The organism is Streptomyces sp. SID13666 (assembly GCF_010548325.1).
GTDB lineage: Bacteria > Actinomycetota > Actinomycetes > Streptomycetales > Streptomycetaceae > Actinacidiphila > Actinacidiphila fildesensis.
The window spans coordinates 110,807-126,131 of record NZ_JAAGLX010000026.1 but is presented as its reverse complement, the minus strand read 5'-3'; the positions used below and the strand labels follow the sequence as shown (position 1 = coordinate 126,131).

General features: G+C 70.7%; 13 protein-coding genes and 1 pseudogene. 8 read left to right on the top strand and 6 right to left on the bottom strand.

Annotation, left to right across the window (positions count from 1 at the left end; translation table 11 throughout):
- The 8 genes and pseudogenes from G3I60_RS28280 to G3I60_RS28245 all read left to right on the top strand — a co-directional run.
- Window positions 1-1,487: pseudogene (locus tag G3I60_RS28280) on the top strand (histidine kinase); the annotation flags it as partial.
- A gap of 9 nt (window positions 1,488-1,496) precedes the next feature.
- A complete protein-coding gene (locus G3I60_RS28275; RefSeq protein ID WP_285370762.1) occupies window positions 1,497-1,910 on the top strand; it encodes a roadblock/LC7 domain-containing protein in 414 nt (137 codons plus the stop codon).
- A 77-nt stretch (window positions 1,911-1,987) separates the two neighbouring features.
- Entirely contained in the window at window positions 1,988-2,395 is a 408-nt protein-coding gene (locus G3I60_RS28270; protein ID WP_138358185.1) for a DUF742 domain-containing protein, read from the top strand.
- Window positions 2,396-2,426: 31 nt separating this feature from the next.
- Window positions 2,427-2,981 carry an ATP/GTP-binding protein gene (locus tag G3I60_RS28265; protein WP_138358186.1) on the top strand — a complete coding sequence of 185 codons (555 nt, stop codon included), beginning with the start codon at window positions 2,427-2,429 and terminating at the stop codon, window positions 2,979-2,981.
- 393 nt (window positions 2,982-3,374) lie between these two features.
- Window positions 3,375-6,488, top strand: coding sequence for a nitrate- and nitrite sensing domain-containing protein (locus G3I60_RS28260; protein ID WP_343241837.1), 3,114 nt, complete (start codon window positions 3,375-3,377; stop codon window positions 6,486-6,488).
- Between the two features lie 9 nt (window positions 6,489-6,497).
- Complete coding sequence (locus G3I60_RS28255; protein ID WP_138358230.1) at window positions 6,498-6,911, top strand: roadblock/LC7 domain-containing protein; 414 nt, start codon at window positions 6,498-6,500, stop codon at window positions 6,909-6,911.
- A gap of 112 nt (window positions 6,912-7,023) precedes the next feature.
- Window positions 7,024-7,545, top strand: coding sequence for a DUF742 domain-containing protein (locus G3I60_RS28250; RefSeq protein WP_138358190.1), 522 nt, complete (start codon window positions 7,024-7,026; stop codon window positions 7,543-7,545).
- Window positions 7,526-8,104: an ATP/GTP-binding protein gene (locus tag G3I60_RS28245; RefSeq protein ID WP_138358192.1), complete on the top strand. Its 579-nt coding sequence runs from the start codon at window positions 7,526-7,528 to the stop codon at window positions 8,102-8,104. Before G3I60_RS28250 ends, G3I60_RS28245 begins: the two co-directional genes overlap by 20 nt.
- A gap of 112 nt (window positions 8,105-8,216) precedes the next feature.
- On the opposite strand, the gene G3I60_RS28240 is transcribed toward G3I60_RS28245, so the two are convergent.
- From G3I60_RS28240 to G3I60_RS28215, 6 genes are all read right to left on the bottom strand, one after another.
- Entirely contained in the window at window positions 8,217-8,447 is a 231-nt protein-coding gene (locus G3I60_RS28240) for an acyl-CoA carboxylase epsilon subunit (protein ID WP_239070344.1), read from the bottom strand.
- A gap of 32 nt (window positions 8,448-8,479) precedes the next feature.
- Window positions 8,480-10,063, bottom strand: coding sequence for an acyl-CoA carboxylase subunit beta (locus G3I60_RS28235; RefSeq protein WP_164298325.1), 1,584 nt, complete (start codon window positions 10,061-10,063; stop codon window positions 8,480-8,482).
- Window positions 10,064-10,210: 147 nt separating this feature from the next.
- Window positions 10,211-11,083: a CoA ester lyase gene (locus tag G3I60_RS28230; RefSeq protein WP_164607883.1), complete on the bottom strand. Its 873-nt coding sequence runs from the start codon at window positions 11,081-11,083 to the stop codon at window positions 10,211-10,213.
- Window positions 11,084-11,088: 5 nt separating this feature from the next.
- Window positions 11,089-12,150: a CoA ester lyase gene (locus tag G3I60_RS28225; protein ID WP_138358200.1), complete on the bottom strand. Its 1,062-nt coding sequence runs from the start codon at window positions 12,148-12,150 to the stop codon at window positions 11,089-11,091.
- Between the two features lie 144 nt (window positions 12,151-12,294).
- On the bottom strand, window positions 12,295-12,828 hold the full coding sequence (locus G3I60_RS28220; RefSeq protein ID WP_343241838.1) for a GNAT family N-acetyltransferase: 534 nt from the start codon (window positions 12,826-12,828) through the stop codon (window positions 12,295-12,297).
- 53 nt (window positions 12,829-12,881) lie between these two features.
- The gene (locus G3I60_RS28215; protein ID WP_164298329.1) at window positions 12,882-15,308 is read right to left on the bottom strand and encodes a polysaccharide lyase 8 family protein; all 2,427 of its coding nucleotides are present in this window, start codon (window positions 15,306-15,308) and stop codon (window positions 12,882-12,884) included.
- Between the last annotated feature and the right edge of the window lie 17 nt (window positions 15,309-15,325).

Genomic DNA, 15,325 nt, shown 5'->3' with positions numbered 1-15,325 from the left:
GCGGCGGCCAGCACACCGGTCAGCCGCAGGGCCAGCCGCAGCCGTCCGGCCCGAGCTGGGCGCAGGGCGGCCAGCCCCCGCAGGGCCAGCCGCAGCGCAGCGGGAACCCGCAGCAGGGCTTCCCCGCTCCGGCCGACCGCGGCCCGGCGATGGACGCTCCGCGCGGCCACGAGGACGTGGAGTCCACCGCCAGGTTCGAGCGCCCCGACTTCGACGGCCCGCCGCCCGGCTCACGCCCGGCACCGCAGCAGCCGCAGCCGCGGGGCGACTACCAGCGCCCGAACCCGGGTGCCGGCTCCCGGCAGGACGCCGGTCTGCCGCTCGGCGACCCGTTCTCCCCGACGAACAACCCGTACCCCGCGCCCACCGCGCAGGACGCGGGCCCCGGCGGCTTCCGTTCCGACGTCTTCGGCGGAGCACCGGGCCCGGCCCCGGTACGCGGCGGGGCTCGCCCCGACGGGTACCAGCCGGAGTCCACGGGTGAGTTCCAGCGCCCCGCGCAGCCCGACAACAGCGGTACCGGCGAGTTCCCGCTGCCGGCCGGCCGGCAGCAGGCCGGCCCCGGCTACCCCGACGGCCGGACCGACACCGGACAGTTCCCGGTGGTCGGCACTCCCCCGGCGGGCGACCGGTCGCTGACCGAGCCGTACCCGGGCCAGAACGTCCCGGCCCAGGGTCTGCCGCAGCGCGGCGGGCCTCCGGCCGCGGGCGGGTTCAACGGGAACCGGCCGCCGCAGCAGGGCCAGCCGTCGCAGAACGGCCAGCAGGGCAACCAGCAGCAGGGTTACCCACAGCAGGCCAACCGGCAGCCGAACCGCGGCGTCGAGCCGCAACTGCCGCCGGTCAACGAGCCGATGGCACTGCCGCCGGCCCCGCCGCGCGGTGACGAGCCCACGCCGATCTTCGCAACGATGGAGTCCGACTGGTTCCGTACCGGTCAGGCCGAGCGGATGCAGCAGGTGCACGTGGAACGGGCGGCGCCCGCCGCTCCCACCGCCGCCGCGCCCGCGGCTCCGGCCCGTCCCGCTCCGCAGCCCCGGCAGACGCCGCCGGCCCAGCAACAGCAGCCGCTGCCGGCCCAGCCGCAGCAGCAGCCCCAGCGGGCCCGGGCCGAACAGCCCGCACCGGCTCCGGTCCAGGCGCGGCCGGTCACTCCGGCCCAGCCGACCCAGCCGGCGCCCCGGGAGACGCCGAACTGGCGCACCTCTCCCAACGACGAACTCCGGCAGCGGGCCGAACAGGTCCGCGAGCCGTCGGCGGGCGGGGTCACTCCCTCCGGTCTGCCGCGCCGGGTACCCAAGGCCAACCTGGTCGCAGGCGGGGCAACCCCCCAGCAGGCGCCGCAGGGCGGTCCTCAGGTCTCCCGGGCGCCCGACGATGTGCGCGGCCGGCTGACGAACCTCCGGCGTGGCATCCAGCAGGGCCGCGAGGCAGGCAATGGCAACACCGACGGCCGGGGCTTCGGCACGAATAACCAGGAGCGATAGTTGAGTGCGATGAGCCAGGCGGCACAGAATCTGAACTGGTTGATCACCAACTTCGTGGACAACACCCCTGGGGTGTCCCACACGGTGGTGGTCTCCGCCGACGGCCTGCTGCTCGCGATGTCCGAGGGTTTCCCTCGTGACCGCGCCGACCAGCTCGCCGCCGTCGCCTCCGGCCTGACCTCGCTCACCGCCGGAGCCTCCCGCATCTTCGAAGGCGGCGCCGTCAACCAGACGGTCGTGGAGATGGAACGCGGATTCCTCTTCATCATGTCCGTCTCCGAGGGTTCCTCGATCGCCGTACTCGCTCACCCCGAGTGCGACATCGGCCTCGTCGGGTACGAGATGGCCCTGCTGGTCGACCGGACCGGGACCGTCCTCACCCCCGACCTCCGCTCCGAACTCCAGGGCAGCCTGATGCACTGACTGCTCTGATCACGTTTTCACCGCACGATGCGTACTTCCTGCACCGAGACCGTTTTGCCCGGACACGGAGGACCCTCATGACCCCGCCACCCGCCTCGCCGGGCCCGTACGGCGCGTCCCACCACGCGCCGTACGGGGATGAAGGCGACCAGCCGCTGGTGCGGCCGTACGCCATGACCGGTGGCCGTACCCGGCCGCGCTACCAGCTCGCCATCGAGGCGCTGGTCAGCACCACGGCCGATGCGGGCCAGTACCAGGGGCTGCTCCCCGAACACCAGCGGATCTGCCACCTCTGCCGGGAGATCAAGTCGGTCGCGGAGATCTCCGCGCTGCTGGGATTCCCGCTCGGCGTGGCCCGCATTCTCGTGGCCGACCTCGCCGAGGCCGGCATGGTCGCTATCCACCAGCCGGGCAGTGGCGAGGCCGGCGGACAGCCTGATGTGACACTGCTCGAAAGGGTGCTCAGTGGACTTCGCAAGCTCTAGACCGCAACCGCAGGCGGCTTACGGCCCGCCTGTGGCCCGGTCCACCACCTCGGCCAAGATCGTGGTGGCGGGCGGCTTCGGCGTGGGCAAGACCACGTTCGTCGGCGCGGTCTCGGAGATCAACCCGCTGCGCACGGAGGCCGTCATGACCTCCGCGTCGGCCGGGATCGACGACCTCAGCCACGTCCAGGACAAGACGACCACCACGGTGGCGATGGACTTCGGCCGAATCACCCTCGATGACGACCTGATCCTGTACCTGTTCGGTACGCCGGGCCAGGACCGCTTCTGGTTCATGTGGGACGACCTGGTGCGGGGCGCGATCGGCGCCGTCGTGCTGGTCGACACCCGCAGGCTGGCGGACTGTTTCCCGGCCGTGGACTACTTCGAGAACAGCGGCCTGCCGTTCGTCGTCGCCCTCAACGGTTTCGAGGGCCACCAGCCCTACCGGCCGGAGGAAGTACGCGAGGCGCTGCAGATCGGGCCCGAGGCTCCGATCATCACGACGGACGCCCGCCACCGCGGCGAGGCGAAGAGCGCGTTGATCACGCTCGTGGAGCACGCATTGCTGGCTCGACTCAAGTAAGCCTTCATGGTTGCCAGTTGTCCCCAGGACCGGCTGTGTCATTTGACACGGCCGGTTCTTGCGTTCATAACGTTTCGACAGAGAATCGACGGGTGGCGAACACCCCCCGCGCTCGACTGGTTCCGTTGCGGTGATACCGGTCGTGCGGTTTGGCACCTCAAAGAGCTTATGCCCTATTTATCTCAGCGTGTTCGAGTGTTCGTTGCACTTTGTACGACGTTTGGCTAGTACCCCCATGACGTGCTGAAATTCGCAGAACCCGAGAGTAGTAACGGCACTTTGCTGTGTTGTCGCCGAGAGGTTGTTGGTCAAGTGAGGGACACGAGGCGAGCAGAGCCGGGCTCCGCGGATGGCCCCCGGGGCAATTTCACGCCGCCCCAGCGGTACGAGGGCGTGCCCGACGCGACCGCTGTCGCCACCCCGGACCCTGCCGGGTCCGGCAGCCGTTTCGCGGTGCGCAACTGGCGGGTGGCCACCAAGCTGAACGCCATCCTCCTCATCCCGGTACTCGTCGCCCTCGTCATGGGCGGCTTCACCGTGCAGAACTCCGTGCACACCTGGCAGCAGGCGGACGCCGCCAAGCGCACCGCCATCCTGGTGCGCGCGGCGGCCGGCTACAGCCACGCCTTGATCAACGAACGTGACATCACGGTCGTTCCCCTGGTGCAGGGCAGGCGGGACGACCCGGTGGTGACGGGGGCCTACGCGGCCACCGACGCCGCCGCCCAGGTCTTCAACGAGGCCGTCGACCAGATGCCCGCCTCCGCCTCGCTGGAGCGCCGCGTGGAGGGCTTCCGCAAGGCGGAGCCCCGCCTGCAGACCATCCGCAAGGCCGCCTACACCCGGCAGCTGCCCGACAAGCAGACCGAAGAGGCGTACGTCAGCGTGCAGCACCCGCTGATGGAGCTCTCCAACGAGCTGAACCTCGGCACCGGGAACATCACCAGCTACGGCCGTACCCTCTACGCCATCTCGCTGGCCAAGGCCGCCGAGTCGCTGAGCCGCTCCATCGGCATGCACATCCTGGTCGAGGGCCAGGTGCCGGCCAGGGAGAAGAAGCTCCAGCAGACCGCCCTCACCTCGTACCTCTACCTGCAGGGCATCGCGCTCCAGGAGTACAGCGGCGGCGGTACCCCCGCCGACGCCCAGCACCTGAAGGACGCCCAGGCCGCCGCGGAGAAGAAGGGCAAGGAGCAGCTCACGGCCGCCGCCGCGCAGGCCGAGCAGGCCGGTCAGACGTTCGTGCCCCCGCCGGGCATCGAGAAGATGGTCGCCGAGATCGCCTCGGACAAGTCGGCCAAGGAGCTCCGCGCCGAGGGCATCACCCCGGAGAGCTGGTTCGCCAGCAACACGCTCGCCTTCGACGCGTACCGGACCGTCGAGCAGAACCTCGCAGAAACGGCCGTGGGCGACGCCGAGACCATCTCCTCCAGCGCCAAGACCGACGCGATCATCAACGCGGCCATCGTCGTCCTCGCCCTGATCGTCGCCTTCATCATCGCGGGCATGATGGCGCGCAACATGAGCCGCAGCATGCGCAAGCTGCGCAACGCCGCCTTCGACGTCGCCGAACAGCGGCTGCCGGGGCTGGTCGACCAGCTGTCGCGCACCGACCCGGGCCGGGTGGACACCACGGTCCAGCCGATCCCGATCACCAGCCACGACGAGATCGGCGAGGTCGCCCGCGCCTTCGACCAGGTGCACCGCGAGGCCGTGCGGCTCGCCGCCGAGCAGGCTCTGCTGCGGGGCAACGTCAACGCGATCTTCACCAACCTCTCGCGCCGGAACCAGGGCCTCATCCAGCGACAGCTCACGCTGATCACCGAGCTGGAGAACAACGAGGCGGACCCGGACCAGCTCGAGAACCTGTTCAAGATGGACCACCTCGCCACCCGTATGCGGCGCAACGGCGAGAACCTGCTGGTGCTCGCCGGCGAGGAGCCGGGCCGCCGCTGGAACCAGCCGGTCCCGCTCGTCGACGTGCTGCGCGCGGCGGCCTCCGAGGTGGAGGCGTACGAGCGCATCGAGCTGGTCGGGATACCGGAGACGGAAATCCACGGCACCGCCGTGACCGACCTCGTGCACCTGCTGGCCGAGCTGCTGGAGAACGCCACCACGTTCTCCTCGCCGCAGACCAAGGTGCGGGTCACCGCGACCCGGCTGCCGGACGGCCGCGTCATGGTCGAGATCCACGACAAGGGCATCGGCCTGACCGCCGAGGACTTCGCCGACATCAACCACAAGCTGGCCGACCCGCCGACCGTGGACGTCGCGATCTCCCAGCGCATGGGCCTGTTCGTGGTCGGCCGGCTCGCCGACCGGCACGGTGTCCGCGTCCAGCTGCGCCCCTCGGGCGAGCAGGCCGGCACCACCTCGCTCGTCATGCTCCCGGAGCCGATCACCCACGGTGGTGGCGGCGAGGACCAACTGCCCGAGGACGACGATTCGGACTTCACCGTGTCGCGCATCGTCCCCGAGCACTCGACCGCCGAGTTCGGCTACCAGCCGACCGCCGCCGAGCTGGGCTTCGACGACTCCCAGTACGAGCGGTCGGACGAGTCCGCGTTCACGGCCTCCGGCGCCCCCGGGCAGCTCGACCCCGTCGGCCGCTCGCTGCAGCGCGAGGAGCGCCGTGCCCAACTGGAGGCCTCGGCCTCGGAACGGCCGGAGGACGTCGCGATGTTCGGCGACGACATCCCGCGGCAGCGGGGACAGCAGGACCAGCAGGGGTACGAGCCGCAGTACGACGGCGGCTACGCCCCGGGCCAGGACTTCCAGGGCCAGGGCTACCCGGCGCAGGACTTCCAGGGGCAGGACTTCGGCGGGCAGGACTTCGCCGGCCAGCCGGAGTACAACGGTCAGGGCGACCCGTACGGTGCGCAGCCCGCGTACCAGCAGCCGTCGTCCTACGAGCCGGAGTGGCAGCAGGACTTCCCGGTCCAGCCCGCACCTTCCGGAGCTCCCGTCCCACCCGTGCTGGACGACTGGGCGCAGCCCGTCGCCCAGCAGGATCAGCAGGCGCCGGATTCCGTTCCCGGGGCCCCCTTCGGGGCGCCGGAGAGCGTAGGCTCCCCCTCGCTGACGGATGCCGGCCTGCCACGCCGCGACCGGCAGTGGCCGCAACCGGACCAGGTGGCGGCGGAACCGGCGGTCCAGCCGGTCCCCCAGCCCGATCCGGAGCCGGAACAGGCACCGGAAGAGGCCGAGACCGACTGGCGTTCCCAGAACGACCAGCACTGGCAGCGGGCCGAACAGGTCCGCGAACCCAAGGCGGGTGGGGTAACCCCCTCCGGCCTGCCCCGTCGAGTACCCAAGGCCAACCTGGTCGCGGGTACCGCACAGCAGACTCCGCAGGGCGGCCCACAGGTCTCCCGCGCGCCGGAGGACGTCCGCGGCCGGCTGAGCAATCTGCGCCGTGGCGTCCAGCAGGGACGCACTGCGGGAACTGACACGAACGGCCAGGCCCCCGACCATCACTACGGTGGCCCTCAGAACCAGGAGCGTTAGTTGAGTCCGATGAGCCAGGCGGCACAGAATCTGAACTGGTTGATCACCAACTTCGTGGACAACACCCCTGGGGTGTCCCACACGGTGGTGGTCTCCGCCGACGGCCTGCTGCTCGCGATGTCCGAGGGCTTTCCTCGTGACCGCGCCGACCAGCTCGCCGCCGTCGCCTCCGGCCTGACCTCGCTCACCGCCGGAGCCTCCCGCATCTTCGAAGGCGGCAGCGTCAACCAGACGGTCGTGGAGATGGAACGCGGATTCCTCTTCATCATGTCCGTCTCCGACGGCAGTTCGCTGGCCGTACTCGCTCACCCCGAGTGCGACATCGGCCTCGTCGGGTACGAGATGGCCCTGCTGGTCGACCGGACCGGGACCGTCCTCACCCCCGACCTCCGCTCCGAACTTCAAGGCAGTTTGCTCAATTAGCAGTCTTCTCAACTAGGTGCCTGCTCAACTAACGGACAGGCGTGCGGGCGCGTCCCCGTACCCATAGGGTGCGGGAACGCAGCCCCCACAACCTTCATCAGGAGGAGGAACCGTGACAACGCCACCAGGCGGAGATCCGTACGGCAGCCAGCAGCAGCAGCCGCCTCTGAACCGTTACAACTTCCCCTCGGCTCCGACTCCTGACCCCGAGCCGCGCTACCGCCAGCCCCGGATCCAGCCGTACGATCCGCCGCAGGCACCGGCACGGCCCGGCCGGCAGCGCGCCCAGGCCCCTTCCGGGCTGGTGCGGCCGTACGCCATGACCGGGGGCCGGACCCGGCCGCGCTACCAGCTCGCCATCGAGGCGCTGGTCAGCACCACGGCCGACCCGGTGCAGTTGCGGGGGCAGTTGCCGGAGCACCAGCGGATCTGCATTCTCTGCCGGGAGATCAAGTCGGTGGCGGAGATCTCCGCACTGCTGACGATCCCTCTCGGTGTCGCCCGTATTCTCGTCGCCGACCTGGCCGAGGCCGGGCTGGTCGCCGTCCACCAGCCCGGTGGCGACGAGTCCGCGGGTGGTCAGCCAGAAGTGACATTGCTTGAAAGGGTGCTCAGTGGACTTCGCAAGCTCTAACGGGGCGACCCGCTCCACGACCTCCGCGAAGATCGTGGTGGCGGGCGGGTTCGGCGTGGGCAAGACCACGTTCGTCGGTGCCGTCTCGGAGATCAACCCGCTGCGCACCGAAGCTGTGATGACCTCCGCGTCGGCCGGTATCGACGACCTGACGCACGCGCCCGACAAGACCACGACCACCGTGGCGATGGACTTCGGCCGCATCACGCTGGACGAGGACCTGATCCTGTACCTGTTCGGTACCCCGGGCCAGGACCGCTTCTGGTTCATGTGGGACGACCTGGTGCGCGGAGCGATCGGCGCCGTCGTCCTGGTGGACACCCGGCGGCTCGCGGACTGTTTCCCGGCCGTGGACTACTTCGAGAACAGCGGCCTGCCGTTCGTGATCGCGCTCAACGGCTTCGACGGCCACCAGCCGTACGGCCCCGAGGAGGTGCGCGAGGCCCTGCAGATCGGGCCCGAGGCACCGATCATCACCACGGACGCCCGCAACCGCGGTGAGGCGAAGTCCGCGCTGATCACCCTGGTGGAGCACGCGCTGATGGCGCGCCTGCGCTGAGGATCCCCCCAAACGAGAAACGCCGGGCCGGCCCCTACGGGGGCCGCCCGGCGTTCTGTCGTTCTGCGGTGTTTCTGTCGTGCTGAGGCACGTCAGGGACGTACCGGCGGGATCAGCCCTGCCAGCTGTGCGAGCTGCGGAAGCCCGGAGTGCGCTCCAGGCGGCGCCAGCCGGCCGTGGAGCGGGGCTGCTCGTAGCTGGTGGCGGCGTGGCCGTTGGCGGCCGCGCGGGCCAGCAGGACCGCGGTGAGAGCCGCGAGCTCCTCGGCGCTGGCGTGGCCCTTCTCGACGCGGACCAGGGTGTCCGGGGTCACGGTGTCGGGGGCCGGAGCGTCGGGGGCCAGGGTGTCGGCGGGAGTACTCAAGGTGGTCTCCATTACTGCGGCGGGTTGCCGTGCTTGCGCGACGGCAGGTCTGCGTGCTTGGTCCGGAGCATCGCCAGCGAGCGGATGAGCACCTCGCGGGTCTCGGCCGGGTCGATGACGTCGTCCACCAAACCGCGTTCCGCGGCGTAGTAGGGGTGCATCAGTTCGGCCTTGTACTCCTTGACCATGCGGGCACGCATGGCCTCGGGGTCGTCGGCCTCGGCGATCTGCTTGCGGAAGATGACATTGGCGGCACCTTCGGCGCCCATCACCGCGATCTCGTTGGTGGGCCAGGCGTACGTGAGGTCGGCCCCGATGGACTGGGAGTCCATGACGATGTAGGCGCCGCCGTAGGCCTTGCGCAGGATCAGCGAGATCCTCGGCACGGTGGCGTTGCAGTACGCGTAGAGCAGCTTCGCTCCGTGCCGGATGATCCCACCATGCTCCTGGTCGACGCCCGGCAGGAAGCCGGGTACGTCCAGGAGAGTGATGAGCGGGATGTTGAAGGCGTCGCACATCTGGACGAAACGCGCGGCCTTTTCGGACGCCGCGATGTCCAGGACGCCCGCCATGCTGTTGGGCTGGTTGGCGATGATGCCGACCACCTGGCCGTCCAGCCGGGAGAGCGCGACGATGATGTTGGTGGCCCACCGCTCGTGGATCTCCAGGTACTCGCCCTCGTCGACGATCTCCTCGATGACCTTGCGCATGTCGTACGCGCGGTTGCCGTCGGCCGGCACGAGGTCCAGCAGGACGTCGCCGCGGCGGTCGGCCGGGTCGGTGGTCTCGGTGGCGGGCGGGTTCTCCCGGTTGTTCTGCGGGAGCAGCGAGAGCAGGTAGCGGACCTCTTCGAGGCAGTGCTGCTCGTCGTCGTAGGCGAAGTGCGAGACGCCGGAGACCTCGGAGTGGACGTCGGCGCCGCCGAGCCCGTTCTGGGAGATCTTCTCGCCGGTCACGGCCTGGACGACGTCCGGTCCCGTGATGAACATCTGCGAGGTCTCGCGGACCATGAAGACGAAGTCGGTCAGCGCCGGGCTGTAGGCCGCGCCGCCCGCGCACGGGCCGAGCATCACGGAGATCTGCGGGATGACACCCGAGGCCCGGGTGTTGCGCTGGAAGATGCCGCCGTAGCCGGCGAGCGCCGAGACGCCCTCCTGGATACGGGCGCCGGCGCCGTCGTTCAGCGACACCAGCGGGGCGCCCGAGGAGATGGCCATGTCCATGATCTTGTGGATCTTGGTGGCGTGCGCCTCGCCGAGCGCGCCGCCGAAGATCCGGAAGTCATGGGCGTAGACGAACACGGTCCGGCCGTGGACGGTGCCCCAGCCGGTGATGACACCGTCGGTGTACGGCTTCTTCGCCTCCAGGCCGAAGCCCGTGGCGCGGTGCCGGCGCAGCGGCTCGACCTCGTTGAAGGAGCCCTCGTCCAGCAGCAGCGCGATCCGCTCGCGTGCGGTCAGCTTGCCCTTGGCGCGCTGCGCCTCGGTCGCCCGCTCGCTGGGGCCGCGCAGGACCTGCTCGCGGATCGCGCGAAGCTCGGCCACGCGCCCGCGAGCGTCGTTCACCTCGACGGGCACCTCTTCCAGAAAGCTCATGTATCGACAGTACGAGCGGGACCCCCGCGAACGGGGGGTCCACTTCGTACAGTGTCCGCTCCGACTTCATGGCGGGTATCGACAGAACCAAAAGAGGACCGGGCCCCGCGCATGGCACGCGGGGCCCGGTTTTTTGTACCTTTCGCCCTACCGTCCGGCGACCGCTGCGGCCAGCGCGAGGATCCGGCGGGCGTCCTCGACGTGCAGGTTCTCGATCATCCGGCCGTCGACCGTGACCACGCCGCGCCCCTCTGACGTGGCCTGATCGAAGGCTTCGATGATCCGGCGGGAGTGTGCGACCGCATCGTCGGAGGGTGCGAAGAGCCGGTTGCAGGGCTCCAGCTGCTTCGGGTGGATCAAGGTCTTGCCGTCGAATCCGAACTGGCGCCCCTGGAGGCATTCGGCCTCGAAGCCCGCCAGGTCCTGCACGTCGTTGTAGACACCGTCCAAGATGGTCTTGCCGGTGGCGGCGGCGGCGAGCAGCGCCAGCGAGAGACCGGTCAGCAGCGGGGCCCGGCCGGGGACGTGCTCGGCGTGCAGTTCCTTGGCCAGATCGTTGGTGCCCATCACCAGGACGGTCAGCCGCTCGCTCGCGGCGGCGATGGCGCGGGCGTCGAACATCGCCTGCGGCGTCTCGATCATGGCCCAGATCGCGGTGCGGTCGGGGGCGCCGGCCGCCTCCAGGGCGCGCTCGACGGCCCGTACGGTCTCCGGGGAGTCGACCTTGGGGACGACGACGGCGTCCGGGCCGGCCTCGGCGGCGGCACGCAGGTCGTCGGCGTGCCATTCGGTGTCCGGGGCGTTGACCCGGATCGTCACCTCGCGGTAGCCGTACTCCCCGGACGCGGCGGCGGCCGCGACGCGCTTGCGGGCGTCGGCCTTGGCATCCGGCGCCACGGAGTCCTCGAGGTCGAGGATGAGCGCGTCGGTGGGGAGCGTCTTGGCCTTCTCCAGCGCGCGTTCGTTGGCCCCGGGCATGTAGAGCACGGAGCGGCGGGGGCGGAGGGTGCTGTCCGTCATGGTCGTCACTCCTTCTCTGCCGCGGCGTACGCCTCGGCGAGCTCGGGGTCGCGGGCGGCGAGGGTGTCGGCCAGTTCGGAGACCACCAGGCACTGCTTGTACGTCGCGTCGTCCTGCATCTTGCCGTCGATCATGACGGCGCCGGTGCCGTCGCCCATCGCGTCGATCACCTTGCGGGCCCAGGCGACATCGGCCGGGGAGGGCGAGAAGACCTTCTTGGCGATGGCGATCTGCACCGGGTGCAGGCTCCAGGCGCCGACGCAGCCGAGCAGGAAGGCGTTCCGGAACTGGTCCTCGCAGGCGAGGGTGTCGCGGATGTCGCCGAAGGGCCCGTAGTACGGCAGGATCCCGTGCGCCGCGCAGGCGTCGACCATGCGGGCGATCGTGTAGTGCCACAGGTCCTGCTGGAACGTGGCGCGCGGGGCGTCGGCGTCGGACGGGTTCGGGTCCTCCCTGACCAGGTAGCCGGGGTGGCCACCGCCGACCCGGGTGGTCTTCATCCGGCGGCTGGCGGCCAGGTCGGCCGGGCCCAGCGAGATGCCCTGCATCCGGGGACTGGCGCCGGCGATCTCCTCGACGTTCGCGACGCCGGTCGCGGTCTCCAGGATGGCGTGCACCAGGATCGGCCGCGTGATGCCGGCCTTCGCCTCCAGCTGCGCCAGCAGCCGGTCGACGTAGTGGATGTCCTCGGCGCCCTCGACCTTGGGCACCATGATGACGTCGAGCTTGTCGCCGATCTCGGTGACCAGGGTGAGCAGGTCGTCCAGCGCCCACGGCGAGTCCAGGCTGTTGATCCGCGTCCACAGCTGGGTGTCGCCGAACTCCGTCGCCTTGGCGATCTGCACGAGCCCGTTCCGGGCGGCCTCCTTGCGGTCGGCCTGGATGGCGTCCTCCAGGTTGCCCAGCAGCACGTCCACCTGGGGCGCGATGGAGGGGACCTTGGCAGCCATCTTCTCGTTGCCCGGATCGAAGAAGTGGATCATCCGCGAGGGCCGGAACGGCACCTCCCGTACCGGGGCCGGAGCCCCTACGGCCAGCGGGCGGAAGAAGTCCTTCGCGGAACGCATGCGGTCTCCCGGATGTCGGTCGAGGGTGGGGAGGAGCGTACGGCGATCACCCTACGGCCACCACTGCCGCACGTTACCGGCCAGTATGTGTGCCGTTGGTCACCGCGTGTCAGCAGCCCGGCCGTATGCCCTGGCCAACGCTCCCTACTCCGTAGCCGTACCCGTGCCCGTGCCCGTGCCGGGAATCCAGCGCATCGTCATGTCGGGCAGGTTCTCCATGTTGCGGCTGCCGTCGTTGGTGTCCAGGACGGTGAAGCCGTGCCGCTCGTAGAACGCGCGGGCGCCGGTGTTGGCCTGGAAGACGTGCAGCGACAGGCCGTCGGGGCTGTTGCGCCGCACCTCGCCGAGGAGCGCCGAGCCGACGCCCCGGCGGCGGGCCTCCGGCCGCAGGTACAGCTGCTCCAGCATGTCGCCCTCCAGCGCGGCGTAGCCGAGCACCTCGCCGTAGGAGTCGACCGCCACCCAGGCCTGGCCCTCGGTGAGCACGATGTTCTCCACCCACCACGCGACCTCCTCCAGGCTCCGCTGCTGCGGAGGGAGGTACGGCATGGTGCCGGCGCGTGACGCCATGTGGATCTCGGCGATGACAACCGCGTCCCCGATGTCCGCGGGCCGGATCTCCAGCCTGCCGTTGTACCGGCCGGTGGGCGTGTTGTCCTGCGTCCTGTCATCCGTCACGCGGGCACCTTACGAGCAAGCTGCCCGCGTGAACGAATCATTTAGACCGCGTGTCACGCCAGAGTCACCGTGGCCCGGTGGGTCGCCCCGGTGATGCCCGGCGCGATGGTGAGCCGCAGTGAGGCCCCGGTGCCGGTGACGGTGACTGTGGCGTCCTTGGAGGTGACGGCGGACACCGGCCGGTTCCAGGTGATGTCGAGCGAGCCGCCGGACCGGGGCGGCTCCGAGACGCAGACCGTGGCCGTGGTGCCGCTGACGCGGATCATGACGGAGGCGGGGAGCGAGGCGGTGACGCCGCCGACGGTGCCCGCCGACCAGAAGTTGATCCCGGTGAACCCCAGCGACGGCACCGAGACGCCCTGCTGGGCGGCGGTGTTGGCGAGGGTCACCAGCCAGCCGGTGGCGGCGGCGCGGGCCGCGGTGGCGGCGGCGGTCGCGCCCGGCATGACGAGATAGGCGTAGGAGGCGTTGGCCGGGTTCACGCCGTGGTCGAGCCAGAGGGTGAGATAGCGGCGGGTCAGCGCGTCGGTCGTGCCGCCGGTGTTGATGGCGGCCCAGGTGCCGGTGCGCGCCTCGCGCACCGCCTTCACCGTCGCTCCCCCGCCGCCCGGGAAGACATAGCCCCCGAAGCCGGTGATCCGGGCCCAGGTGGTGCCGGCCAGCGTCGCGGACCAGCCGAGCGCCGTGGACTGCGTGGTGCCGTTGACGGCGAGGCCGTGGGTGCCGGTCGCGCCGAGGTTCCGGTTCTCGACGACGGTCTCGACGGCCGTGCCGTCGGTGCTGGTGATGCCCGCGCCGAGACAGACGACCGTGTCGTCCAGACAGAACCACGACTTGCGGGCGCTCATCGTGCTCGACAGGCCCTTGAGGTGCTGGCCGACCGCCGCGAACACCCCGTCCGTGGCGCCGCCGACCCAGGTCACGTCCGGCCGCGCCGCGCCCCACGCGCCGCCCTCCCCGTCCGCGAGTGCCTTCTTCGACACCGTGGTGCCGGGCAGCCGGTACGGGTCGACGGTGGGCCAGAAGGCGTCGCTGTACTGGCCGTTGCCGTAGGTGGAGCCCCACCAGGAGAGCATGCCCGAGCCGGTGTGCCAGCCCCGCAGGTTCTCGCCGTTGCCGTTCTCGTAGTACGTGATGCGCTTCGAGGCCATGCTGATCGCGGCGGCCCAGTCGGCGCGGCGGTGGACGGCCCGGTCCATGCCGGGGAAGAGCCGGTGCGCGACGGGTTCCGCCACCGCGGTCACGGCGCTGTCGGCGATGGCCTGCAGCCGGGCGAGGTCGGCTGTGCCGAGCTTGGCGTCCGCCAGCACCGGGCTGTAGTAGTCGCGCTGGATCCAGCCCTTCACCAGGCCCTGCCAGCGGGTCCGCTCGGTGGCGCTCGCGCCCTCGGCGAGCAGCGCGATGTGGGCGAGCAGCGGATGACCGCGCCGGTGGTCGTCGCCCTGGATACGGGTGGGATCGGTGGTGGCGATGCCCCGGCTGATGGCGCGCCCGGAGACGGCGTCCATGACCAGGCCGTTGTAGAGGAAGGGTGCGTACGCCTTCTCGACCGAGTCCAGGATGATCTGCCGGTTCGGGTCGGTGACCGCCCAGGTGGAGCCGGCGAGCAGGGCGAACAGCCGCGCCAGGCCGTCGATCTGCACCTCGCCGTAGGAGCCGGTGTACGCGACATAGGTGTGCTGGACGAACGAGCCGTCGGCGTACAGCCCGTCGCCGGTCGTCACGTACGGGAAGACCGGCGACAGCGCGTCGCGGGCCAGCACCAGCTTCGCCGCCGACTTGCCCAGCACGCCCCGGGTGGCGATGACCCGGCACAGGTCGACCCGGTTCGCGCCGGTGCTGGTGCCGGAGTACGAGCCGACGGCGGAGTCCGGCACGAAGTGGTCGACGGCCCGCAAGTAGGAGTCGGTCTGAGCCGCGCTCAGCGCGTCGTAGGCCACGGTCACCGTGTCGAGCAGGAGCCGGGGGCTGCCGATCTGCCAGTCCCACCAGTTGGGGAGGAACGGCGTGGTGTTCTCGTTGTAGACCTGCCCGTAGAGGTGGTCCAGGCCCCGCACGACGGCCGCGATCAGCGCCGGGTCGGCGGTGGAGCCGGTGGCGGGCTGGGCCCAGGCCTGCGCCATCTCGTTGAGCCGGGCGTAACTGCCGGTGATGGAGGCGGTGCTGCTCAGCGGCTGGTCGGGCCAGAGCGATCCGGTGGCCGGGGCCATGGACGCCAGTGAGGTGCGCGCGGCGGTGCCGAGGGTGGCGAGCTTCGTCGCGTACGGCTCGGCAGCGGCGTCGAATCCGGTGCCCAGGGTGAGGGCGCGCCAGCGCAGCCGCAGGGTGTCGAAGGCGTCCGCGGCCTGCGTGGTGGCGGCCGCGGACGGGGCGGTGGCAGCAGGTGCGGCGGCAGCGGGCGAGGCGGCGGGAAGGCCTGCGGCAACGGCCGCGGCGCCGCTTCCGGCGAGGAATGTCCGGCGGGACCAGGGGGAGGGCATGGCGGTTGGAACCTCCA